This is a genomic window from Streptomyces sp. NPDC001507 (assembly GCF_042894765.1).
GTDB lineage: Bacteria > Actinomycetota > Actinomycetes > Streptomycetales > Streptomycetaceae > Streptomyces.
In genome coordinates, this window is sequence record NZ_JBIAVV010000006.1 from 608,785 (window position 1) to 631,495 (window position 22,711).

General features: G+C 72.4%; 24 protein-coding genes and 1 pseudogene. 16 read left to right on the forward strand and 9 right to left on the reverse strand.

What is annotated here, in order from left to right; translation table 11 throughout:
- Window positions 1–104 precede the first annotated feature (104 nt).
- The gene (locus ACFY0K_RS22695) at window positions 105–1,784 is read left to right on the forward strand and encodes a rhamnogalacturonan lyase B N-terminal domain-containing protein (RefSeq protein ID WP_390641354.1); all 1,680 of its coding nucleotides are present in this window, start codon (window positions 105–107) and stop codon (window positions 1,782–1,784) included.
- A gap of 12 nt (window positions 1,785–1,796) precedes the next feature.
- Here ACFY0K_RS22695 and ACFY0K_RS22700 read toward each other — a convergent pair whose 3' ends face one another.
- Window positions 1,797–3,206, reverse strand: coding sequence for an RICIN domain-containing protein (locus ACFY0K_RS22700; RefSeq protein WP_390641355.1), 1,410 nt, complete (start codon window positions 3,204–3,206; stop codon window positions 1,797–1,799).
- A gap of 196 nt (window positions 3,207–3,402) precedes the next feature.
- Window positions 3,403–4,242, reverse strand: a complete 840-nt coding sequence (locus ACFY0K_RS22705; protein ID WP_390641356.1) for a PhzF family phenazine biosynthesis protein — start codon at window positions 4,240–4,242, stop codon at window positions 3,403–3,405.
- 89 nt (window positions 4,243–4,331) lie between these two features.
- Between ACFY0K_RS22705 and mmuM the strand changes: the two genes are divergently transcribed.
- Window positions 4,332–5,249, forward strand: coding sequence for a homocysteine S-methyltransferase (gene mmuM / locus ACFY0K_RS22710; RefSeq protein ID WP_390641357.1), 918 nt, complete (start codon window positions 4,332–4,334; stop codon window positions 5,247–5,249).
- Between the two features lie 2 nt (window positions 5,250–5,251).
- A complete protein-coding gene (locus tag ACFY0K_RS22715; RefSeq protein WP_390641358.1) occupies window positions 5,252–5,383 on the forward strand; it encodes a hypothetical protein in 132 nt (43 codons plus the stop codon).
- Here ACFY0K_RS22715 and ACFY0K_RS22720 read toward each other — a convergent pair.
- Window positions 5,357–6,916: a carboxylesterase/lipase family protein gene (locus ACFY0K_RS22720; RefSeq protein WP_390641359.1), complete on the reverse strand. Its 1,560-nt coding sequence runs from the start codon at window positions 6,914–6,916 to the stop codon at window positions 5,357–5,359. The two genes, ACFY0K_RS22715 and ACFY0K_RS22720, sit on opposite strands and share 27 nt — an antisense overlap.
- A 594-nt stretch (window positions 6,917–7,510) precedes the next feature.
- On the opposite strand from ACFY0K_RS22720, the pseudogene ACFY0K_RS22725 reads away from it, so the two are divergent.
- Window positions 7,511–7,702: pseudogene (locus ACFY0K_RS22725) on the forward strand (LacI family transcriptional regulator); the annotation flags it as partial.
- A 30-nt stretch (window positions 7,703–7,732) separates the two neighbouring features.
- The gene (locus tag ACFY0K_RS22730; protein WP_351958568.1) at window positions 7,733–7,939 is read left to right on the forward strand and encodes a hypothetical protein; all 207 of its coding nucleotides are present in this window, start codon (window positions 7,733–7,735) and stop codon (window positions 7,937–7,939) included.
- Between the two features lie 92 nt (window positions 7,940–8,031).
- Here ACFY0K_RS22730 and ACFY0K_RS22735 read toward each other — a convergent pair whose 3' ends face one another.
- The 4 genes from ACFY0K_RS22735 to ACFY0K_RS22750 form a co-directional block, all read right to left on the reverse strand.
- On the reverse strand, window positions 8,032–8,289 hold the full coding sequence (locus tag ACFY0K_RS22735) for a hypothetical protein (RefSeq protein ID WP_177232899.1): 258 nt from the start codon (window positions 8,287–8,289) through the stop codon (window positions 8,032–8,034).
- Window positions 8,286–9,152, reverse strand: a complete 867-nt coding sequence (locus tag ACFY0K_RS22740; protein WP_351958566.1) for an isocitrate lyase/PEP mutase family protein — start codon at window positions 9,150–9,152, stop codon at window positions 8,286–8,288. The genes ACFY0K_RS22735 and ACFY0K_RS22740 overlap by 4 nt, the downstream gene beginning before the upstream one ends.
- 160 nt (window positions 9,153–9,312) lie before the next feature.
- On the reverse strand, window positions 9,313–9,963 hold the full coding sequence (locus tag ACFY0K_RS22745) for a ThuA domain-containing protein (RefSeq protein WP_390641360.1): 651 nt from the start codon (window positions 9,961–9,963) through the stop codon (window positions 9,313–9,315).
- Window positions 9,964–9,994: 31 nt separating this feature from the next.
- Entirely contained in the window at window positions 9,995–10,543 is a 549-nt protein-coding gene (locus ACFY0K_RS22750; protein ID WP_390641361.1) for a membrane lipoprotein, read from the reverse strand.
- Between the two features lie 129 nt (window positions 10,544–10,672).
- On the opposite strand from ACFY0K_RS22750, the gene ACFY0K_RS22755 reads away from it, so the two are divergent.
- Complete coding sequence (locus ACFY0K_RS22755) at window positions 10,673–11,071, forward strand: VOC family protein (RefSeq protein ID WP_390641362.1); 399 nt, start codon at window positions 10,673–10,675, stop codon at window positions 11,069–11,071.
- On the opposite strand, the gene ACFY0K_RS22760 is transcribed toward ACFY0K_RS22755, so the two are convergent.
- Entirely contained in the window at window positions 11,057–11,731 is a 675-nt protein-coding gene (locus tag ACFY0K_RS22760) for a helix-turn-helix domain-containing protein (protein ID WP_390641363.1), read from the reverse strand. The two genes, ACFY0K_RS22755 and ACFY0K_RS22760, sit on opposite strands and share 15 nt — an antisense overlap.
- A 140-nt stretch (window positions 11,732–11,871) precedes the next feature.
- A complete protein-coding gene (locus ACFY0K_RS22765; RefSeq protein WP_390641364.1) occupies window positions 11,872–13,017 on the reverse strand; it encodes a YihY/virulence factor BrkB family protein in 1,146 nt (381 codons plus the stop codon).
- Window positions 13,018–13,144: 127 nt separating this feature from the next.
- Here ACFY0K_RS22765 and ACFY0K_RS22770 point away from each other — a divergent pair, with 127 nt between their 5' ends.
- The 10 genes from ACFY0K_RS22770 to cysD all read left to right on the forward strand — a co-directional run.
- Complete coding sequence (locus tag ACFY0K_RS22770; protein WP_390641365.1) at window positions 13,145–14,782, forward strand: acyl-CoA dehydrogenase family protein; 1,638 nt, start codon at window positions 13,145–13,147, stop codon at window positions 14,780–14,782.
- Window positions 14,783–15,218: 436 nt separating this feature from the next.
- Complete coding sequence (locus ACFY0K_RS22775) at window positions 15,219–16,481, forward strand: GAF domain-containing protein (protein WP_390641366.1); 1,263 nt, start codon at window positions 15,219–15,221, stop codon at window positions 16,479–16,481.
- Window positions 16,482–16,690: 209 nt separating this feature from the next.
- On the forward strand, window positions 16,691–18,025 hold the full coding sequence (locus tag ACFY0K_RS22780; RefSeq protein ID WP_390641367.1) for a hypothetical protein: 1,335 nt from the start codon (window positions 16,691–16,693) through the stop codon (window positions 18,023–18,025).
- Between the two features lie 43 nt (window positions 18,026–18,068).
- On the forward strand, window positions 18,069–18,659 hold the full coding sequence (locus ACFY0K_RS22785; protein WP_390641368.1) for a GNAT family N-acetyltransferase: 591 nt from the start codon (window positions 18,069–18,071) through the stop codon (window positions 18,657–18,659).
- Window positions 18,660–18,751: 92 nt separating this feature from the next.
- Window positions 18,752–18,835 carry a putative leader peptide gene (locus ACFY0K_RS22790; RefSeq protein ID WP_309500612.1) on the forward strand — a complete coding sequence of 28 codons (84 nt, stop codon included), beginning with the start codon at window positions 18,752–18,754 and terminating at the stop codon, window positions 18,833–18,835.
- A 125-nt stretch (window positions 18,836–18,960) separates the two neighbouring features.
- Window positions 18,961–20,655 carry a nitrite/sulfite reductase gene (locus ACFY0K_RS22795; protein WP_351962807.1) on the forward strand — a complete coding sequence of 565 codons (1,695 nt, stop codon included), beginning with the start codon at window positions 18,961–18,963 and terminating at the stop codon, window positions 20,653–20,655.
- Window positions 20,652–20,831 carry a hypothetical protein gene (locus ACFY0K_RS22800; RefSeq protein ID WP_390641369.1) on the forward strand — a complete coding sequence of 60 codons (180 nt, stop codon included), beginning with the start codon at window positions 20,652–20,654 and terminating at the stop codon, window positions 20,829–20,831. Before ACFY0K_RS22795 ends, ACFY0K_RS22800 begins: the two co-directional genes overlap by 4 nt.
- Entirely contained in the window at window positions 20,828–21,538 is a 711-nt protein-coding gene (locus ACFY0K_RS22805; protein WP_390641370.1) for a phosphoadenylyl-sulfate reductase, read from the forward strand. Before ACFY0K_RS22800 ends, ACFY0K_RS22805 begins: the two co-directional genes overlap by 4 nt.
- A 92-nt stretch (window positions 21,539–21,630) precedes the next feature.
- A complete protein-coding gene (gene cysC / locus ACFY0K_RS22810) occupies window positions 21,631–22,167 on the forward strand; it encodes an adenylyl-sulfate kinase (RefSeq protein WP_352366263.1) in 537 nt (178 codons plus the stop codon).
- Window positions 22,164–22,711, forward strand: a 548-nt coding sequence (gene cysD, locus ACFY0K_RS22815; RefSeq protein WP_390641371.1) for a sulfate adenylyltransferase subunit CysD, incomplete at its 3' end; no start/stop codon positions are given. The genes cysC and cysD, both read left to right, overlap by 4 nt.

Consider the following 22,711-nt stretch of genomic DNA (forward strand, 5'->3'; position numbering starts at 1 on the left):
CGCAAACTGCCAACTCCCTGACAGCGAAAGCCCTTTCGCGAAATCGATTCAACTGTCACTCTCACACTCGACCGCACCCCCGCCCCACCGAAGGAGGCACCCCCATGTCCGGATCCACCGGGAGACCGCTCGGACGCCGCACCTTCGTCCTCGGCAGCGCGGCCGCCGCCGGCGCCGCCGCCCTCGCCGGACCGCTCGCCGGCACCGCCGCGGCGGCGGGCTTCGGCTGGTCGGACGACGGCTCCGACTACGTCGTGGACACCGGGGCCGGCCTGGTCTTCAAGGTCAGCAAGACCAACGGCGACCTGACCTCGCTGGTCTACAGGGGCACCGAGTACCAGGGCTACGGCGGCAAGAACTCACACGTCGAGTCGGGGCTCGGGACCTCCACGGTGACCATCGCCCAGTCCGGTTCGACGATCCTGGTCTCCGTCTCGTACGGCACGCTCAAGCACTACTACGCGGCCCGCAGCGGCGAGAACAACGTCTACCTCTGGACCGACAAGGCCGACTCTTCCGTCACCGCCACCCGGTACATCGTGCGCGTGAAGGCCGGTCTGTTCCTCAACGACGAGCCGGACTCCTACACCTACGCGCCCACCGTCATCGAGTCCGCGGACGTCTTCGAGAAGTCCGACGGCCAGACCCGCGCCAAGCACTACTCGAAACTGCGGGTGATGGACTACAGCTACATCGGCTGGACGACCGGCAGCGTCGGCCTGTGGATCGTGCGCAGCAACCACGAGAAGGCCTCCGGCGGCCCGTTCTACCGCTCACTGCTGCGCCACCAGAGCGCCGACGGCGGCGGGCTGTACGAGATCCTGTACTACGGCGAGAACCAGACCGAGTCGGAGCGCTACGGCCTCCAGGGCCCGTACGTCATCGCCCTCACGGACGGCGGCGCGCCCTCCCCGGCCCTCTACCCGGGCACCCTGACCACCTCGTGGGCGGACTCGCTCGGCATCTCCGGGTACGTGGCGGCGGGCGGCCGCGGCCGGGTCGCGGGCGTCGGGATCACGGGGCGGGACACGGCGTACCCGTACACCGTGGGCCTCGCCAACTCGGCAGCGCAGTACTGGGGTTCGGCGCGCTCGTCGGACGGCTACTTCTCGATCGCGGGGGTGCTGCCGGGGACGTACACCCTCACCGTCTTCAAGGGCGAACTGGCCGTCTACACCTCCTCGGTGAGCGTCTCCGCCGGTGCGACCACCACGCTCAACACCATCGCCGTCCCCTCCTCCAACGACCCCGGCAACGCCACCGCGATCTGGCGGATCAACAACTGGGACGGCACGCCGGGCGGGTTCAAGAACGCCGACCTGATGACGTACGCGCATCCGTCCGACGTGCGGGCCGCGTCCTGGACCGGGAACGTGGTCGTCGGCAGCGGCACCGAGACCTCGGCCTTCCCCTGCTACCTGTGGAAGGACGTCAACAGCGGGATCGTCGTCTACTTCAAGCTCACGGCCGCCCAGGCCGCCGCCGCCCACACCCTCAGGATCGGCGTGACGACGGCCTACGCGAACGGCCGGCCGCAGGTCGTCGTCAACGACACCTGGACCTCCGCCGTCCCCTCGCCGCCCACCCAGCCGAGCACCCGGTCGCTGACGGTGGGCTCGTACCGGGGGAACAACCACACGTTCACCTACAGCGTGCCGGCGTCCGCCTGGCTGACGGACACCAGCGCCTACAACACGCTGAAGATCTACGTGGTGAGCGGCTCGGGGACGACGTCCTACCTCAGCGCCGGCACCTCGATCGACGCGATCGACCTGCTGACCTGAACCGGGAGCCCGTCATGTTCCGCGCGTCCACTGCTGGTTCGTGCCGCCGTTGCACGTGTACGTGATGACGGCGGCCGAGTTGGCGGTGGACGCGCCGCTCACGTCCAGGCATTCACCCGACGTGCGGGCCTTGATGTTCACGTACGACCCGGAGGTGACGACCGACCACTGCTGGGCGGCGGCGCCGGTGCAGTCCTCCTGGGTGACGTCGGCCGCGTTCTCCTGGAGGCAGAGCGAGCTGCCGCGGCCGATCAGTTCGTAGTAGCCGGTGCCCAGGTCCTTGAACCACCACTTCTGGTTCGCACCGCTGTTGCAGGTGTACTGGCTGATCGCGATCCCTTCCCAGAGGGACTGGTTCGGCACGTCGGCGCACTTGCTGCTGTGCCGGGCGATCAGCGTGTTGTAGGTGGCGCTGGTGCCGGTGACCGTGCCGGCGGCCGTGTCGACGGAGATCTCCGGGTACCAGGACATCGACATCGAGGTGGCGGTCGGGAAGGTCAACGGCAGCCAGACGTAACGGGAGTCGTTGACCGTGCCGCCGAAGGAGTTGCCCCAGCGGTCGCCCATATAGAGGTACGAGGTGCCGGAAGTGCCGCTGACCGGGAGGACGTACGCGGTCTGGGAGCCGTACGCCGTGGAGTCGCCGACGTTGGTCCAGGAGGTCCAGGGGCCGGTGAGCGAGCTCGCGGTGGCGTACTTCTGCTGGTTGGGGCTCCAGCCGGTGGCGGCCGAGGTCAGCATGAAGTAGACGCCGCCCCGCTTGAAGAGCGCCGGGGCCTCGCGGCCGGCGCCGGCCCAGGGGTTGGCGACCAGGCTGTCGATGCCGGTGTAGTCGGCGGTGAGCTTGTAGATGTGCAGGTCGGCGTTCTCGTTGGCGGCCGAGACCATGTAGGCGGTGCCGTCGGTGTCGACGAAGGTGGTGAGGTCGCGGGACATGTACTGGCCGAGCGGCTGGAAGCTGCCCTGGTAGCTGTAGGTGCCGTCGACGGTGTCGGAGACGGCGACGGCGGCGCGGGCCTGGCTGTAGTCGACGCCGTTCTCCTTGTGCATCCACATCACGAACTTGCCGGTGGACGCGTTGTAGATGACCTTCGGGCGCTCGATGTAGGCGGTGCCGAGTTCGGAGGCGGAGGACTGGGTGAGGACGTGCCCCCGGAACTCCCAGGTCTTCAGGTCGGTGGAGCGGTAGGCGTCCACGGACTTGAAGGTGTTGTCGGAGTTGCGGTCCTCGCCGAACCAGTAGTAGTAGCCGCCGACCTTGACGACCCCGCCGCCGTGGGCGTGGACGACGTTCCCCGAGGTGTCGGTGAACCGGGTGCCGTTGGTGACGGTCTGGGCGGCGGCCGCGGCCGGTCCCGCGGCGGCCAGGGCGCCGACCACCGCCAGACAGAGGGACAGCAGGATCGCGTACGCACGTCTCATCTCACACACGCTCCTTGATTGTTCCTGGTGGGTTCTGGGGGATTCTGAGATCGGCGAAAAGGTAAGGGCGCGTTACGAGAAGGTCAACGGATCTGACAAGACAAGGGGGAAAGCGATTTCTGAATGATCCGCCCGTGCCCTCGACATGTCCGGTGCGGGAGCCGCCGCAGGGGCAGGCGGCACGCGGCCTGACGGCCTACCCCGGGGCCGGGTCGCGGACGATCTCAGCCGTGCCGCCCACGAGGATCTCCGGGCCGTCCGGGCCGTGGCCTGCGGCGGCCCGGACGGCCGCCGGGGTGCCGAGTGGGTCGCCCATGTCCGCGGTGACGCCACGCAGACCCGCACGGGCGAGGTGGGCGGCCAGGCAGGCCGTGCTGTTGGCGTTGGCGATGTCCTCCGGGACGCCGATCGACGGGGCGAACATGCGGGCCGCCACCCGGCCTTCGGGGGTCGGGGCCGAGTAGAGGTAGCAGCCGAGCAGGGCCAGCCGGTCGCAGGCGGTGCGGAGGCGGTCGAGGTCCGGGGCCAGGGCGGAGACGGCGGACCGGGTGGGCAGCGGGACGAGGAGCCGGGGCCGTCCCAGGGTGGCGACGACACAGCCGGGCGGGTGCCCGGCGACGCCCAGGGCGGCCAGCACTTCGTCGTGTTCGCCGGCCGCGGGGGCCCGCAGGCGGACCGGCCCCGGTGCGAACCAGGCCTCGAGGCCGCCGTTGCCGCTGTGCCGGATCGCCCGGCCTTCGAGGGTGCCGCCCCGGGTCCGCAGGGTGACCTCGTGGGTGCCGGCGCGTCCGGCGAGGACGGCCAGCGCCGCGATCGTGCCGTGGCCGCAGCCGGGGAGTTCGCCCTCGGCGGTGAAGAAGCGCAGCGCGACCCCGCCGCCGTCCCGGTCAGCCGAGAGGAACACGGCGTGGGACGTTCCGGCACGGACGGGTACCTCGCGGCGCTCGTCGTCGGTGAGCGGCGTGTCGTCCAGGACCGCGGTGGGGCTGCCCCCGCGGCCGTCGCGCAGGCAGGCGCGGACGATGGTGACGGTCACGCGAGCGAGCGTAGCGGAGGGATCCGAGGCGCCGTCGGGGCGACGGCCGTGATGGCGGTTCAGGTGCCGGGTCGACTAGCGTCGGGAGCATGACCAGCGACAACTCCCCCAGCCTCGCCGACGCCCTCGCCGCCGGGACGGTCGTGCTCGACGGTGGCATGTCCAACCAGCTGGCGTCCGCCGGGCACGACCTGAGCGACGAGCTGTGGTCGGCGCGGCTGCTGGCCGACCGGCCCGACGCGGTCCGCGACGCCCACCTCGCGTACTTCGAGGCGGGCGCCGACGTCGCGATCACCGCCAGCTACCAGGCCACGTTCGAGGGCTTCGGCAAGCGCGGGATCCCGCACGCGGAGGCCGCCCGGCTGCTCGCGCTGAGCGTGCAGCTGGGGCGCGACGCGGTACGGCGGGCGCGGGCGGAGGGGATCGCAAGGCCGTTGTGGGTGGCCGCGTCGGTCGGGCCGTACGGGGCGATGCTGGCCGACGGCTCCGAGTACCGGGGGCGGTACGGGCTGAGCGTCGGGGAACTGGAGCGGTTCCACCGGCCGCGCCTCGAGGTGCTGGCCGGGGCGGGGCCGGACGTGCTGGCGCTGGAGACCGTGCCGGACGCGGACGAGGCGGCGGCGTTGCTGCGGGCGGTGCGCGGGCTGGGGGTGCCGGCCTGGCTGTCGTACAGCGTGGCCGGTGGGCTCACACGGGCGGGGCAGCCGCTGGAGGAGGCGTTCGCCCTGGCCGCCGACGTGGACGAGGTGATCGCCGTGGGCGTGAACTGCTGTGCGCCCCAGGATGCCGACCGTGCGGTGGAGGTGGCGGCGCGGGTGACGGGGAAGCCGGTGGTCGTCTATCCCAACAGCGGTGAGGTGTGGGACGCACAGGCGCGGGCGTGGACGGGGCGGTCGACGTTCGCCGCCGAGCAGGTGACGGGGTGGCGGGCGGCGGGGGCCCGGTTGATCGGCGGGTGCTGTCGGGTGGGGCCGGAGGCGATCGCCGGGATCGCTCGGGTGGTGTGAGGGTGCACCGGTTCGCCACGGGGGTGCTGCTGCGCACCGCGCTCGGGCCCGGCGGGGAGTCGGCCGACGACCACCTGCTGCTCGGCACGCACGTGGTGGTACGGCACTCAGTGGCGGCGTACGGCGGCGACTGAACGGCGCAGCCGGCGTACCGCCAGGGCGAGTTCGGCGGTCCGCTCGGGGTGCGGCGCGGGTGCGCCGGAGTTCCAGAGGGCGAACTCCGCGTCCCGGGGGCCGGACACGGTGCGTGGCTCGCCGTCGCCGAGGACGCGGACCGGGTGGGTGTCGTCCCAGGGCTGCCAGCCGGGGTCGCCGGTGGTGGCGAACCGGACCCAGGCGCCGTGCATCGCGTCGGCCAGCTCCTGCGGGGCGCCCTCGCCGGCCAGCCGGACCGAGTCGGGGTCCTCCCCGGTGTCGAAGACGAAGCCCAGTTCCAGGGCGTGGCAGGCGCCGAGGCCGGGCCGGTTGGAGGGCCAGGCGAACTCGTAGAGGTAGGAGGAGCCGGGGCGGGCCTCGGCCAGCCGGTGCAGGGGGAGGCGGAGCAGGTGGTCGGTGACCATCTGGCCGACGGTCTCGGCGGGCCCGGCCTCGGGATGCAGGGTGCGGTAGCCGCGCGGCACCTCGTGGCCGGCGCGGCAGCGGGCCATGGCGCCGGCGAAGGCGACCGGGCCGAGCCGCTCGACGTGGTCGACGAGGCCGCCGGGTACCAGCCAGAGCCGGTACTCGTCGCGGGTCCAGCCCATCAGGAGGTCGACGCCGGGCGCCGCCTCGCCGTCGAGGAGGGCCTGGAGCGGGTCGCGCGGGACGAGGTCGCCGTCGACGACGATCCCGAAGGCGGGGCCGCCGAGGACGGGGCTGCTGAGCCGGCCCACCTCGGCCTGGGTGCGCAGCAGCAGCCCGCGGTCCACCTCGGCGAAGGCCTGGGCGGTGGCGGGGATCCTGAGCCGGTTGGCCATCCGGCGGACCATGCGCCGTACCTTGTCCCGTTCCGAGGCCTCGGGCGGCCCGCTCTGCAGGACGGCCCGGCGGATCAGGCCCTGGGCCTGGGGGGCGGCGAGCAGGGCGCCGGTGCTGATGGCGCCGGCGGACTGGCCGCAGAGGGTGATCCGGTCCGGGTCGCCGCCGAAGGCCGCGATGGTGTCGTGGACCCAGCGCAGGGCGGCGAGCTGGTCGCGCAGCCCGGGGTTGGGCGGGGTGTCGGGGAACAGGCCGTAGCCCTCCACGCCCAGCCGGTAGTTCACCGAGACGAGGACGACCCCGTCCCGGGCGAACGCGTGCCCGTCGTACACCGGTACGGCCGAGGAGCCCCTGGTCAGGGCGCCGCCGTGCAGCCAGACCAGGACCGGGAGCCGGCCGCCGGGGCCCGGCTCCGGGGTCCACACGTTCAGGTTGAGGCAGTCGTCGCCGGGGATCACCGGGTCGGACAGGTACCGCGCGAACGCCGGTGAGTACGGCGGTTTGGGCGCCGTCGGCCCGAACGCCCCCGCGTCCCGGACGCCGTCCCAGGGCTCGGGCGGCACGGGCGGACGGAACCGGTGCTCCCCGAAGGGCGGGGCGGCGTACGGGATGCCGCGGAACACCGCGACCCCGCGCTCCCACCTGCCGCGCACCGCCCCGTACGGGGTGCCGGCCACGGGGTCCTCCGGGTCCGTCCGCTCTGCCGTCATCCGCCCCACCAGCTCCTCCCGCCACGTGCACCGGAAACGCCGACAGGAAAAGAGCACCACAGCCACTTCGAGTATTCCGGTACACACGGCGGCCGGGCGGCTACACGCGACTACTTGGCGTACATCAGGGTGCCGAAGCCGAGCCGGTCGCAGCCGCAGACGGGGCGGATCCGGCCGCGGGAGCTGTCGGAGATGACGGTCTGGGACGACTGGGCGCGGCTCTGACCGATGCCCCGGGTTCAGGGGGTGAAGTGCGGTCCAGGTGACGCCGTCATCGGCGGAGACGGCGGCGGCGAAGGCGGTGCCGGTGCGCTTCAGCCGCAGCAGCAGGGGCAGTTGGACCGTGGCGGTGCCGGTGAAGGCGGAGGCGTCGGCGACGGTGGGGCGGCGCATGAGCTGGGCGGTGCTGCCGCCGGTGACGATCACCCCGGCGGCCTGGTCGAACGGCGAGAGCGACTTGGCCACCAGCAGCCCGCCCCGGTCCGCGATGGCTCCGGAGCGGGCGACCAGACCGGCGGTGAGCTCGCAGTCACCGGTGACCCGCTTTCGTACGAACTGGCCGGCATTCCCTGGCCGTTGGCGTTCAGGTTGAGGCCCACGCCGCGCACGGTGAAGGTGCCGTCGGCGTACGACGTGCTGCACGCGGTGGCGGCGACGGCGCTGCGGCTGCTCGTGCGGATGGTGCACGGGGACCGCCCGGAGGGAACCCCGACCGAGCTGTCGACCAGGCTGGTGCAGCGGGCGAGTACGGCGGCGCCGGCGGCCCGTTCGGCCGTACGACGGTGACCGCACCTTGATCAAGATCGTTTCGGGGGTATGAAACTCACCCTGCGCACCGCTGCGGCCTGTCTGCTGGCCGCAGCGGCCGTGACCACGGCCCTGGGCACCGCCCGGGCCACGACCCTGACGGTCGCCCCGGCTCAGCACCACGCCACGGTGGCCGCCACCCCGACCGACGAGCACGACCCGAAGGAGGAGGTGGAGCTGGACGAGAACGGCCTGCCGGACCTGACCGAGGACTGAGGCGCAGAGCGCCTCGAAGGGGCGCCGGGAACTGCGTGACCAGCCACACGGTCCCGCAGTTCCCCACCGGCCGATCAGGCCCGGCCGCCTGCTCAGTCGTCGTCGTTCTGACGCGGCTCCCCCATCAGCGCCTGGATCGCGTCCACGGCGCTGCCGTCGTGGTCGCTGCCGGCCGTCCCTCTCCCGGCCTGGATGTTGGCCGTGCGGTCCACCTCCAGGATGGAGTCCGCGTGGGAGTTGTCGAGCACGGTGATCAGGCTCCCGCCCGCACAGGCCGGTGCCGCGGCCCCGCCCAGCAGGGCTGCGGCGACCACCGCGGCCGCGCGCAGCCGCACCCCCGGGTTCGTCACACGCCCACGCCCTCGGGCTCGTCGAGCCGTTCGCGGGCGATGTTGCGCTCCAGCAGGGTGGTGGACGCCTTGACGCCCACGCCGCCGGCCGCGTCGACCTTCGGCAGCCGGCCGTCGGCGGACTTCAGCTCGCTCAGCGCCGAGTCCATCGCCTCGTGCGCGGCGAACAGGCAGGGCGTGGAGTAGATCGCGACGTCGACGCCGAGTTCGTCCAGCTCGGTGAGCGAGAGACGGGGCGACTTGCCGCCGGCGATCTGGTTGAAGAGCAGCGGCTTGTCGCCGACGACCTTGCGGATCCGGCGGATCCACTCCTCGCTGCGTACCCCGTCGACGAGGATCACGTCGGCGTCGGTGGCGGCGAGGCGCTCCGCGCGGTGCAGGATGTCGTGCTCGTCGGTGGCGTCGGTGCGGGCCACGACGACCAGGTCCTTGCGGGTCTCCAGGACCTTCTCCAGCTTGTCCAGGTACTCCTCCAGGGGCAGCACCTGCTTGCCGTCGGCGTGCCCGCAGCGGCGCGGCCGCTTCTGGTCCTCCAGGATCACCCCGGAGGCGCCGATCCGCTCCAGACCCTCCACGACGTGGCAGGCGACCTCGGGGTCGACGTAGCCGTCGTCGATGTCGACGAGGAGGTGGTGGTGCGGGAACGCGCCCCGCAGCCGCTGGACGAAGGCCACCATGTCGGGCCAGGCGATGAACCCGATGTCCGGCAGGCCGTAGTACGAGGCGGCGAAGCCGAAGCCCGATACGAACATCCCGTCGTAGTGTTTGGCCGCGATCGACGCCGAGTACATGTCGTACACGCCGATCAGCGGGGTGGTCCCCGGCCCGGCGATCTGCTCGCGCAGCTTCTTCCCGTAAGTCAAGGTCCGGCTCCTCCTGTGGGTGGGTGGCGCGGCGGCGCGACCGGCCTCCGCGTCTCTGCAGCCCTTTGCCAAGTCAAGAGCATCTCTAGATACGCACGTGACCATCTCCGTGCGCGACCTTTACTCACCCCAATGGCGGATCCGGTTCACCGGAGAAACGTCACTGGACCAGCCGTGCGGCCCAGGCGACACCCCCGTACAGGTGGGCCAGGAAGCGGGAATCCCGGTAGGCCTCGGGGGCGTGACCGAGGCCGGTGTAGAACACCCGTCCGGCCCCCTGCTCGCGGCACCAGGCGAGCGGATGGTCGTCCCCCGTCCCGCCGCCCTCGTACGACGTCTCGTCGGCGCGCAGCAGGACCCGGACCCGGCCGCGCGGGTTGTCGCGGAAGTCGTACCACTCGTCGGTGAAGTCCCAGACGGCGGGCAGATGCCGGGTCGCGGGGTGGTCGTGGTCCTCGACGAGCGCCCGGCCGGGCTGGTACTCCGGGTGGCGGTCGAAGCGGGCGCCGAGGAGTTCGCCGTAGTACGGCCAGTCGTACTCGGTGCAGGCCGCCGCGTGCACGCCCGCGAAGCCGCCGCCGGCCTCGACGTGGGCGGCGAGCCGCGCCCGCCCCGCCGGGGTCAGGATCTCGCCGCTGGTGGAGAGGAAGACGACGGCCGCGTACCCGTCCAGGGGTTGTTCGAGGGCGGCCGGGTCCTCGGTGGCGTCGATGCCGGCACCGGTGAACTCCCGCATGACGGCGAGGGCGTCGGGGATGGAGTCGTGCCGGTAGCCGGTGGTGCGGGTGTGGACGAGCAGTCGAGGGGCCATGCCCGCATGATCGCCCACGGCCGGGGCCGGTTCAAAGGCCCGGCGTCGGCACGCTGTTGTCGGGTGCCCCGCCGTCGCTCGGCAGGTCGCCGCGCTGCACCGGCTGGTCGTCGGTGAAGGCCGGGTCGGGGGTGGGCAGGAGGGTGTCGAGTTCGGCGGCGGTGGGGCGGTGGACGGCGCGCAGCGCCTTGCCCAGCACCGCGTCGGAGACTCCGCCCTCACCCTCCAGCCACACCACGCAGTCCTTCTCCGACACCTCGTACTTGTGCTGCCCGGCATAGCGCAGGTGGTCGGTGTAGAGGTGGATGACGGCGCCCTTCTCGTCCGCGTACGAGGCGGAGAAGCCGTCGTCGCCCTGGACGCCGACGGACTGCTGGGCGAGGGTGAAGCCCGGCGCGTCGGTGACGTAGACCATCTCCGGGGCCATCCCCAACGCCGCTTCCCTGGAGGCCAGTTCGGCCGGATCGGCGGGGGCACCGGAGTTCCCGGAGGCGCCGGGGCCCGCCTTCTCGGTGCCGCACCCGGTGAGCAGGGCGGCGGCGAGGAGCAGGGGCGGCAGGACGCGCACGGCACGGATCATGCGCCCATCGTGCCGCACAGGCGTTCCGCAGAGGACCGCTTTTTTTTCCGCACGTCCCGGTGGCCTTCCGCTGAACCGCGTGTCCGATTCCTTCAAGACCGGCGGCCGGCCGCCGCCTACCGTGACGGCATGACTCCACGATTCGCCGTGATCGGTCTGGTCACCTCCGACCTGGCCGCCGCCCTCGCCTTCTACCGCCGCCTCGGACTGGAGTTCCCGCCCGGCGCCGAGGAACAGCCGCACGTCGAGGCCGAGTTGCCCGGCGGCCTCACCCTGGCCCTGGACACCGAGGCGACGATCCGCTCCTTCCACCCGGCCTGGCGCCCGCCGGCCGGCGGCGGCCGGGTGGGTCTCGCCTTCCGCTGCGACTCGCCCGCCGGGGTCGACGCGCTCTACGACGACCTGGTCGGCGCCGGGTACCACGGCGAGCTCAAGCCATGGGACGCGTTCTGGGGCCAGCGGTACGCCACCGTGCACGACCCCGACGGCAACGGCGTCGACCTGTTCGCGCCGCTACCCGCCGAGTAGCCCGCGCAACGGCAGCCCCGCCAGCTCCCGTACCTCGCGGCAGAGATGGGGCTGATCCGCGTACCCCGCCCGGACCGCCGTCTCGGCGAGCGGAACCCCGGCCCTGGCGAGCGCGAGCGCCCGCTGCATCCGCAGCACCCGGGCGAGCGTCTTGAGCCCGTAGCCGAAGGCGGCCCGACTGCGCCGATGCAACTGCCGTGCGCCGAGTCCGAGTTCCTCGGCGGCGGCCGCCACGGACCGCCCGGCGTCCAGGGCTTCGACGAGCCGCCGCAACGACGGATCGGCGGGCCGGGCCCGTTCCAGGGCGATCTCCTCCAGCGCGGCGGCGGGATCGCCCGCCCCGTCGACCCGGTCCCGCAGCCGCCGCACGTCGGCAGCCGGCCACAGCTCACTCAGCTCCACCCGCTGGTCGAGCAGCGCGTACGCGGGCACCCCGAGCAGGTCGGGCGCGGTACCGGGGTAGAAGCGCAGGCCCACCCACTCGCCCCCGCCGCCCCCGGTGACGTACGCACGGGTGTCGGGCCCGGCGACCAGCAGCCGCCCTTCGTGCCAGAGCAGATCCATACATCCGTCGGGCAGCACCCGCCCGGCGCCGCCGTCGCCGGGCGCGTTCACCCAGACGACCGCACCGGGGAGCCGAGACGCCCGTTCCTTGTACACGGACGCCAGCGTAGACGCGCCTCTCCAGGGGGCGCTGGGTACCCCCGGCCGAAGGCCGGGGGAGGAACTGCGCGGGTGAGCACGACGCGCCCGCACCCCGCCGACAAGGCGATCCCCCGAGCCGAACCCGGCGTCGGCCCTCAGGCCTTCGGCTTGTGGGGCGGATGGCTGCTCTTCACATGCGCCCGCAACCGCGCCGAGACGTCCTCCGGCGGCAGGAACCGGGACCACCGCTCCGGGAACTCCGACGGCATGTCCGGGTCGTCGGGGTCGTCCGGCCCCGCCTCCCGGGCCGCCGCGGCCGCGCGGGCCACGTACTCGGCGACCTGGGCGCCCCGCAGCCGCTCGTTGGCGGCGCGCGCCGCCGCCGTCGCGGCGGCCGGCCAGACCCGGTCGATCGCGGCGTTCACGGCGGCGCCGACCAGCACGGCGAAGGCCGAGACGCCGATCCACAGCAGCACGGCGACGGACGCGGCGAGGGAGCCGTAGATCGTCGCGCCCTCGATGGTGTTGGTCAGGTAGATGCGCAGCAGGAAGCTGCCGAGGACCCACATGGCCAGGGCGACCAGGGCGCCGGGCACGTCCTCGATCCACGGCGAGCGCACCGGCACGGAGACGTGGTACAGCGTGGTCAGGAAGACGATGGACAGGACGATCACGACCGGCCAGTACAGGACCTGGACGAGCGTCTCCGACCAGGGCACGATCCCGACCACCGCGTCCGGCCCGGCCACCATCAGCGGGAGCGCGACCGAGCCGATCAGCAGCGCGGCGATGAAGAGCAGGAAGGAGACGATCCGGGTCTTCACGATGCCCCGGACGCCGTCCAGGCCGTACATCACGGTGATCGTGTCGATGAAGACGTTCACCGCGCGGGAGCCCGACCACAGGGCGAACAGGAAGCCGATGGAGATGACGTCGGGGCGGCCGCCCTTCATCACGTCGTGCAGGATCGGCTCGGCGATCTCCTTGACGCCCTTGTCGGACAGGACCGTGCGGGAGGCCTCCAGGAGGTTGCTCTCCAGGCTGGCGATGGTGTCGGCGCCGGTCCAGGCGTCGACGTAGCCGAGCAGTCCGATGAGGCTGAGCAGCAGCGGCGGAACGGACAGCAGGGTGAAGAAGGCGGCCTCGGCGGCGAGGCCGAGGATGCGGTACTCCATGCAGGAATTGACGGTGTCCTTGAGCAGCAGCCACGCCGTCCTGCGCTTGGAGACGTTCCGGTAGAGGGCCCTGGCCCGGTGGAGCCGGCCGGAGGGCCGTTCGGGGGTTTCGCTTGCTGGCTGCACGCCCTAACGGTATCCGCCGTCCGGGGCCCTCCTCACCTCACGGGGCTCCGGTCGGGGCGGGCGCGGTGACCGGGGCCGTTGTGTCAGGCTGGATGCCACCACCGCCTTCCCGGGTAGGTTCGCAGACATGGCAGGCAACACCACGCACACCGTGACCAACCAGCCGCCTCCGCTGGTCGGGTACGACCTGTTCGGTGCCGACCGGGCCCTGGCCGAGGCCGTCGAGCGGCACACCGGCCCGGAGCTGCTCGACGAGGTGCGCGCCGAGCTGTCGGGGCTCGGCGTCTCGGCCGGCTCGGCGCAGGTGCAGGAGTGGGGGGTCCAGGCGAACGAGTACCCGCCGCGACTGCGCACCCACGACCGCTACGGCCACCGGATCGACGAGGTCGAGTTCCATCCCGCCTGGCACCGGCTGCTCGGCAAGGGCGTCGGCGCGGGCCTGACCACCGGGTGGACGCGGCCGTCCGGGCACGTCCGGCGTGCCGCCGCCTTCCTGGTCTGGACCCAGGTGGAGGCCGGCAACTGCTGCCCGCTGTCGATGACCAACGCGGCGGTGCCCGTGCTGCGCGCCGACCCGGAGCAGGCCGCCGCCTGGGAGCCGCTGCTGACCTCGACGATCTACGACCGTGAGCTGCGGCCGGCCGCGCGGAAGGCCGGCGCTTTGTTCGGCATGGGCATGACGGAGAAGCAGGGCGGCAGCGACGTCCGGGCGAACACGACCACCGCCGCCCCGCTCGCCGAGGCCGGCACGTACACCCTGACCGGGCACAAGTGGTTCTGCTCGGCGCCCATGTCGGACGGCTTCCTGGTGCTGGCCCAGGCGCCGGAGGGCCTCACCTGTTTCCTCGTGCCGCGCGTCCTGGCGGACGGCACCCGCAACGCCTTCCTCCTCCAGCGGCTCAAGGACAAGCTCGGCAACCGGTCGAACGCGTCCGCCGAGGTCGAGTTCGACGGGACCTGGGCGCGGCGGGTGGGCGAGGAGGGGCGCGGGGTGCGGACCATCATCGAGATGGTCGCCGCGACCCGGCTGGACTGCGTGCTCGGCTCGGCGGGACTGATGCGGCAGGCGGTGGCGCAGGCCGTGCACCACGCCACGCACCGGCAGGCCTTCGGCGCGGTCCTCGCCGACCAGCCGCTGATGCGCAGCGTCCTTGCCGACCTCGCGGTCGAGTCGGAGGCCGCGACCACGCTCGCGCTGCGGCTGGCCGCCGCCTACGACGACGGGAGCGAGAGCGAACGGGCCCTGCTGCGGCTGGCGTTGCCGGCCGCCAAGTACTGGGTGACCAAGCGCTGCGCGCCGCTCGTCGTGGAGGCCGCCGAGTGCCTGGGCGGCAACGGCTACGTGGAGGAGTCGGGCCTGCCCCGGCTGGTCCGCGAGTCCCCGCTCAACTCCGTCTGGGAGGGCGCGGGCAACATCCAGGCCCTGGACGTGCTCCGCGCCCTGCAACGCGAACCGGGCGCCCTGGACGCCTACCTCCAGGAGATCGGCCGCGCCCACGGCGCCGACCACCGCCTGGACCGGGCCGTCAAGGACCTCTTCTCCGAACTCGCCGACCTGGAGGGCATGGAGGCCCGCGCCAGGCGGCTCGTGGAACGCCTGGCAACGGTCCTCCAGGGTTCGCTCCTGGTCCGCTTCGCCCCACCGGAGGTCGCGGACGCCTTCTGCGCGTCAAGGCTGGGCAACGACTGGGGTTCGACCTTCGGCACGTTGCCAAGCGGCCTGGACCTCACGGCGGTGGTGGACCGATCCCGGGTGACCTTCTGAGATCCGGGACTCGCCCTGCCTGAAGGGGCGCTGGGGGTCCCCCGGCCGAAGGCTGGGGGAGGAACTGCGCGGGCAACCCCGCACAACCGTCAGCCGCCGACGCACCGGACAACGCACCCCCTGCTGCGACCGGCCCCCGCCAGGCGGCGGAGGTGGTGCTGCGCCGACACGGCACCACCCCCGCCTCTTCGGCCCATGTCAGGCCAGTGACGCCACGGCGTCGGCTCAAGTTTCGGCCACCCCCGGCCGGTCCACCAGGGTTGCAAGGGGTTGCAACATATCGGTGACTGTGCGTGGACTGTGTGCCTCCGGCATCGGAAAACGGCAGTATAAGACGCGCAGTCGGACCGGAAACCGCCGCCCGGACGGCTTGACAGCGACTCATCGATGCCTTTTCCGAGGCGTATCCGGGAGGACCTCAGTGGGGAACCCGCCGATGGACGTGGCGCGACTCGCCGCGAAGGACGCGGCGCAGGCGGCGCGGGTACTGAGCGAGGTGCGCGAGGCCAGACTCGCCGGACAGCGTGGGCGCGTCTCGCCCCGGCCGGTGATCGAACAGTCCTGGGGGCGAATGCTGCGCAGCGGTGTCGACCCCGACCACGACTTCCGTGCGGGGCTGCTGTCCGCCGACGAAGTCCGGCGCAGACGTGAGGAGTCACGGCTCAAGGACGTGCTGCCGGTACTGCGCGAGGGGCTGCTTTCGGTCGCGGACGTGGCCCAGCACATCATGGTGGTGGCGGACGCCGACGGCCGGGTGCTGTGGCGGGAGGGATCCTCGCCGGTGCTGCGCAAGGCGGACGGGCTGGGCTTCGAACTCGGCGCCGACTGGCGCGAAGACGTCGTCGGGACCAACGGGGTCGGCACCCCGGCGGTGGTGCGCAGGCCCGTGCAGGTGTTCGCCGCCGAGCACTTCGTCCGCTCGCACGTCTCCTGGACGTGTTCCGGCGCCCCGATCACCGACCCCCGGGACGGCAGCCTGCTCGGGGTGGTGGACGTCAGCGGCCCGCTGGAGACGATGCATCCGGCGACCCTGGCCTGGGTGAACTCGGTGGCGAAGCTCGCCGAGGCCCGGTTGCGGGAGCTGCACCTGGAAGCGCTGGAGCGGCTGCGGGCGGTCGCGGCGCCGGTGCTGGCCCGGCTGGGCGGGCGGGCACTGGTGGTGGACGCCGACGGCTGGACCGCGGCGGTCACCGGCATGCCGTACCCGCGGCGGCTCGCGCTGCCCAAGTCGCTGTCGCCGGGCCGCCGGTGGCTGCCCGCGCTCGGGCTGTGCGCGGTGGAGCCGCTGGCCGGTGGCTGGCTGCTGCGGGCGGTGGACGAGCCGGCACCGGTGGGCGGCGGCCGGCTCGTGCTCGACCTGGCCCGGCCGCGCCGGCCGTCCGTGACGGTCGGCGGCGGCGCGGGCTCGTGGTCCCATGAACTCAGTCCCCGGCACGCCGAGTTGCTGTACCTGCTGGCGGTACGGCGGGGCGGGCGCAGTGCGGCCGGGCTGGCCGAGGACGTCTTCGGAGACGCCTCGCGGACCGTGACCGTACGCGCCGAGATGTCCAGGATCCGGCGGTACCTGGGGGCGCTGCTCGAACACCGGCCGTACCGCTTCCGGGAGGACGCGGATGTCGAGGTGCTGCTCCCCGACGACCCGCGCGACCTGCTGCCGGACTCGACCGCCCCGGCGGTGACGGCGTCCCGGACGCCCTGACGTACCTGACACGGCTGTGTTCACACGGCCGGGTCCACACAGCCGTGTTCGACGCATCCAGGGCACCCGGGGAGGTATGTTCCGCATATTTGCGGGGTCTTCGAGGTACGGCGGCCCCGGCTGCCGTAGCATCCCGGTACGGGCCCCCCACCTGCTCCATGGTCAACGCTTTGACCATCAGGCGCAGTTGGCCCGCCTCGGGAGGAGACATGAAGCATCGCGGCAGACACCGGCGGCGCAGACGGGGCGCGGCCCTGCGCGCTGCCCTGGCCGGCACCGCGCTGGCGCTCACCGCGGCGGCCACGATCGTCAGCGCCTCGCAGGCCACGGTCGCCGAGGACCCCGGCGCGCTGAAGCCCCTGACCGCCACCGCCGACACCGCCCGGCTGCAGCTCCGGGAGCACCTCGTACCGCGCCGCTCGCTGGACCGGCTCGCCTCGGCGATGGGCGGCACGGTCGGGGTCGCCGACGTGCTGGCCGCCTCCGACCACACCCTGCGCCGGGCGGCCGACTGCGGCTCCGACGACCGGGAATCGCTGCCGGTCACCCCGGCCGCCACCGAGGCGTACTGCTGGGACCCCACCGACACCCTCACCGACGACTGGCGGCCGGCCTCGGTGACCACCTCCTCGGAGGCGGACGACGACGGCCTGTGGGGCGCCAACCGCGTCGTGCTGGCCGGCTGGACGCACAGCACCACCACCGGCCCCGCCGCCTCCCGGGGCCTGGCCAGGGTCGCGGTGATCGACGCGAACGACCCCGCCCACCCCTCCTACTCCTGGGTCCTGCTGACCGTGCCCACCGAAGGCGGCAGCGACTACCGGGGCCTGACCTCGCAGATCTCCGGCATGGCCTGGTACGGGGACCGGCTGCTGGTCACCACCGCGCAGGGCAGCGCCGACGCGCTCTACGTCTACGACCTGAACCGCATCCAGCGCGCCTCGGTGCTGACCGACGCGGTCGGCCGGGTGTCCGACGGCTGGTCGGCCGACGGCTTCCGGTACGTGATGCCCGCCGTGGGCTCGTACCGGTTCACCGCCGGGGCCTGTTCCCGGACCGGCGCCCCCTGTCCGAGCGCGCTCTCCGTGGACCGGGGGACGGCCCCGGACAGCCTGGTCCTCGGCGAGTGGACACCCGCCGGCAGCGGCCGGAACGCCCGGCTGTGGCGGTACACGTTCGACGAGAGCCCGCAGCGTGCCGGACTGCTCGCCACGGACGCCTCCGGCCGGGTGGACGCGGTCGAGGCGTACCGGACCGGGGCCTCGGAGATCCGGGGCGTCCTGTCCTACCGGCCACCGGGCGCGACCGGTTCCGAGTGGTACGTCGGGCACCTGCCCGGCGCCATGGACGGGCACGGCAGCCTGTGGCGGCAGGACGCCAGGGGCGCGGACGGAACCCGCTGCGGCTCGGACGCCTCGCACCGCTGCTGGGCCGAGGGCACCGGTTCGCTCTCCTACGCACCCGACACGGGCGAGGTGTGGTCGGTCACGGACCGCATGCTGTTCTCGGTCCCGCTGCGCTCGATCGACGCGTCACTCGGATAACAGCCGTCGACACGTCCGGGGCCGGGATGATTGCCTGGCCCCCATGAGCAGCATCGTCGTGACCACCTGGTCCCTGGAGCAGACCTCCCCCGCCGACCTCCTGCCCGCCGCCGCCCCCGACGGCGACGCGGTCCGGATCGTCCGCGCCGAGGTGCCCTCCCCCGAGTTCAGCCGCTTCCTGTACGCCTCGGTCGGCGGTGACATCCGCTGGACCGACCGGCTGGGCTGGAGCCACGCCCGCTGGCAGCAGCACCTGGCGCGGCCGGGCGTGGAGACCTGGGTCGCATACGACCGGGGCACCCCGGCGGGCTACGTGGAACTCGAACCGCAGGACGACGGTGTGGTGGAGATCGTCTACTTCGGCCTGGTCCCGGCCTTCCGGGGCCGCCGCATCGGCGGTCACCTGCTCTCGTACGGCGCCGCGCGGGCGTGGGACCTGGCGGAGCGGTGGGACGGGCTGCCGCCGACGAAGCGGGTGTGGCTGCACACGTGCAGCCTGGACGGCGAGCACGCGATGGCGAACTACCAGCGACGCGGGTTCCGGCTCTTCGACACGAAGGTCGAGGAGGAACCGGACGTCCCGGCGCCCGGACCGTGGCCCGGGGCGTACACCCCCGCGCGGGACGGGGCGTGACCCACAGCACTCTGTCTCACTATTCAGAATAGATCGGTCCGAATCGCGGACAATGGTGGACTGGCCGGAGATCCGCGTGACACGCTTCCGTCATGTCTGGAACTGGAATTGCCTTGGTGAGTCGGCGGCACGTCGACCTCGGCCGCATGTCCAGCGCCATCTGTCCGGCGGGCTGAGAGCACAGCACCGCCGCGCCTCCCTGTCCAGACCCTCCTTGCGCAGTGCCGCGCAGACATGCCCCCGCGCGCCCGCAAGCGCAGGTCAGAGCCGCTTCCCCGCCGTCTGAAGGACGTATATCGCCATGGCCGCCACCCCGCAGAACCCCGCCTCCGCGCCCCGCCGCAAGGTGAGCCGTCACCGTGGCGAGGGTCAGTGGGCCATGGGGCACTTCACCCCGCTCAACGGCAACGAACAGTTCAAGAAGGACGACGACGGTCTCAATGTGCGGACACGCATTGAGACGATCTACTCCAAGCGCGGCTTCGACTCGATCGACCCCAACGACCTGCGCGGACGGATGCGCTGGTGGGGCCTGTACACGCAGCGCAAGCCCGGCATCGACGGCGGCAAGACCGCCATCCTGGAGCCGGAGGAGCTGGACGACAAGTACTTCATGCTGCGGGTGCGCATCGACGGCGGCCGGCTGACCACACAGCAACTGCGGGTGATCGGCGAGATCTCGCAGGAGTTCGCCCGGGGCAGCGCGGACGTCACCGACCGGCAGAACATCCAGCTGCACTGGATCCGCATCGAGGACGTGCCGGAGATCTGGCAGCGCCTGGAGGCCGTCGGCCTGTCCACCACCGAGGCCTGCGGAGACACCCCGCGTGTCGTCATCGGCTCGCCGGTGGCCGGCATCGCCGAGGACGAGATCATCGACGGCAGCTGGGCGATCGACGAGATCAACAAGCGGTACATCGGCAGCAAGGAGTTCTCCAACCTGCCGCGCAAGTTCAAGTCCGCGATCTCCGGCTCGCCGCTGCTTGACGTGGTGCACGAGATCAACGACATCGCGTTCGTCGGCGTGGAGCACCCCGAGCACGGTCCCGGCTTCGACCTGTGGGTGGGCGGCGGCCTGTCCACCAACCCGAAGATCGGCGTCCGGCTCGGCGCCTGGGTGCCGCTGGCGGAGGTCCCGGACGTCTGGGCGGGCGTCATCGGCATCTTCCGGGACTACGGCTACCGGCGGCTGCGCACCCGCGCCCGGCTGAAGTTCCTGGTCGCCGACTGGGGCGCGGAGAAGTTCCGCCAGGTCCTGGAGGACGAGTACCTCGAGCGCAAGCTCGTCGACGGCCCCGCGCCCGCCGAGCCCGTGTCGCGCTGGCGGGACCACGTCGGCGTGCACCGGCAGCAGGACGGCAACTTCTACGTCGGGTTCGCCCCGCGGGTCGGCCGGGTGGACGGCGCCACCCTGGCGAAGATCGCGGATCTCGCGGAGGCGCACGGCTCGGGCCGGGTGCGGACCACCGTCGAGCAGAAGATGATCGTCCTCGATGTCGCCGAGGACCAGGTCGAGTCGCTGGTCGAGGCCCTGGAGGCGCTGGACCTGACCGCCCGCCCGTCCTCGTTCCGGCGCGGCACCATGGCCTGCACCGGCATCGAGTACTGCAAGCTCGCGATCGTCGAGACCAAGCAGCGCGGCTCCACCCTGATCGACGAGCTGGAGCGCCGGCTGCCCGAGTTCGACGAGCCGCTCACCATCAACATCAACGGCTGCCCGAACGCCTGCGCCCGTATCCAGGTCGCGGACATCGGTCTCAAGGGCCAGCTGGTCCTGAACGACGCGGGCGAGCAGGTCGAGGGCTTCCAGGTGCACCTGGGCGGCGCACTCGGCCTGGAGGCCGGGTTCGGCCGCAAGGTCCGCGGTCTCAAGGTGACCTCGGAGGAGCTGCCGGACTACGTCGAGCGGGTGCTCAGGCGTTTCCAGGCGGAGCGCGCGGACGGCGAGCGGTTCGCCGCCTGGGCCGCCCGCGCCAGCGAGGAGGCCCTGTCATGAGCGAGCGGGCTGCCCCCTTCTACTGCCCCTACTGCGGCGACGAGGACCTGCGTCCCAGCGAACAGGGTCACGGCGCCTGGGAATGCGCCGCCTGCAACCGCGCATTCCAGCTGAAGTTCCTCGGGCTGCTCGCCCGGGGACTGAAGCGCTCCGAAGCTGGAGGGGAACAGATATGACCACAGCTCAGGAAGACCGTACGACCGACGATCTGAAGGCACTGGCCGAGCAGGCCGGCCGTGACCTCGAAGACGCCTCCGCCCTGGAGATCCTCCAGTGGGCGGTGGACACCTTCGGCAAGGGCTTCTGCGTGACCTCCTCCATGGAGGACGCCGTGGTGGCCCATCTGGCCTCCCGCGTCCAGAAGGGCGTCGACGTCGTCTTCCTCGACACCGGCTACCACTTCCCGGAGACCATCGGCACCCGGGACGCGGTCGAGGCCGTGATGGACGTCAACGTCATCACCCTCACCCCGCGCCAGACGGTCGCCGAGCAGGACGCGGAGTACGGCCCGAAGCTGCACGACCGCGACCCCGACCTGTGCTGCCGGCTGCGCAAGGTGCTGCCCCTGGAGCGGGGTCTGGAGAACTACGCGGCCTGGGCGACCGGGCTGCGCCGCGACGAGTCGGAGACCCGGGCGAACACCCCGGTCGTCGGCTGGGACGAGAAGCGGCAGAAGGTCAAGATCTCCCCGATCGCCCGCTGGACCCAGGACGACGTGGACGCCTACGTCGCCGAACACGGCGTTCTGACCAACCCCCTGCTGATGGACGGCTACACCTCCGTCGGCTGCGCCCCCTGCACCCGCCGGGTCCTTGAGGGCGAGGACGCGCGGGCCGGCCGCTGGGCCGGGCGGGCCAAGACCGAGTGCGGACTGCACGGATGACGGCTACCGGGCCTTCCGCGACGCAGGCGACCCACCAGACGCTCCATCAGACGACCCACCTGACGCCCCCATCGACGAACCTGGAGAACGACGTGACGACCGGAGCCACCGTCTGGCTCACGGGTCTGCCGAGCGCCGGCAAGACCACCATCGCGTACGAGCTGGCCGGCCGGCTGCGCGAGGAGGGCCACCTCGTCGAGGTACTCGACGGCGACGAGATCCGCGAGTTCATCTCGGCGGGCCTCGGTTTCAGCCGCGAGGACCGGCACACCAACGTGCAGCGCATCGGCTTCGTCGCCGAACTGCTGGCCCGCAACGGCGTCAAGGCGCTCGTCCCGGTGATCGCCCCCTACGCGGACAGCCGCGACGCGGTCCGCAAGCGCCACGCGGAGAACGGCACCGCGTACGTCGAGGTGCACGTGGCGACCCCGGTCGAGGTGTGCTCCGTACGCGACGTGAAGGGTCTGTACGCCAAGCAGGCCGCGGGTGAGCTGACCGGGCTGACCGGCGTCGACGACCCGTACGAGGAGCCCGAGACGCCCGATCTGCGGATCGAGTCGCAGCACCAGAGCGTGCAGGAGTCCGCGGCGTCCGTGTACGCCCTGCTGAGCGGGAAGGGACTGGCATGACGACGACCGTGGCGGCGCACGGGGAGGGCACGGACACCCCGTACGCCCTGTCCCATCTGGACGCGCTGGAGTCCGAGGCGGTCCACATCTTCCGCGAGGTCGCGGGCGAGTTCGAACGGCCGGTGATCCTCTTCTCCGGCGGCAAGGACTCCATCGTCATGCTCCACCTCGCCCTGAAGGCCTTCGCCCCCGCCGCGATCCCCTTCTCCCTGCTGCACGTCGACACCGGACACAACTTCCCCGAGGTCCTCGCCTACCGCGACCGCACGGTCGAACAGCACGGACTGCGCCTCCACGTGGCCTCCGTACAGGACTACATCGACCGCGGAGTGCTCCGCGAACGCCCCGACGGCACCCGCAACCCGCTCCAGACCGTCCCCCTCACCGAGAAGATCCAGAACGAGAAGTTCGACGCCGTCTTCGGCGGCGGCCGCCGCGACGAGGAGAAAGCCCGCGCCAAGGAACGCGTCTTCTCCCTGCGCGACGAGTTCTCCCAGTGGGACCCCCGCCGCCAGCGCCCCGAACTGTGGAACCTCTACAACGG